The 289-nt window shown below is 52.6% G+C and carries 1 protein-coding gene; it reads right to left on the reverse strand.

Annotation, left to right across the window (positions count from 1 at the left end; all coding sequences use genetic code 11):
* Window positions 1–289 (reverse strand): 2Fe-2S iron-sulfur cluster-binding protein (locus ACMV8I_RS21455; RefSeq protein WP_498867155.1); only part of this gene is annotated, 289 nt, incomplete at both ends.

A 289-nucleotide genomic window follows, 5' to 3' on the forward strand; every position in this document is an offset into this window, starting at 1 on the left:
CCCTCTTCACACACCGGACAGTCGTGCGGATGGTTAGTCATCAACCACTCGACCACACTTTCACGGAACTCTTTGGCTTCGCCGTCATTGATGGAAATAAAAGTTCCATTAGACGCCGGTGTCATACATGACATCACCAAACGACCGCGCGTGTCTTCCGCGTTTTGGTATTGCTTAACCGCACATTGGCGGCAAGCGCTGACGCTTCCCAGCGCCGGATGCCAGCAAAAATAAGGAATATCGAGGCCAAGAGAGAGGCAAGCCTGCAACAGGTTGTCCGCTCCATTTA

The sequence above is a fragment of the Ewingella sp. S1.OA.A_B6 genome, assembly GCF_049889095.1.
In the GTDB taxonomy this organism is placed as follows: domain Bacteria; phylum Pseudomonadota; class Gammaproteobacteria; order Enterobacterales; family Enterobacteriaceae; genus Ewingella.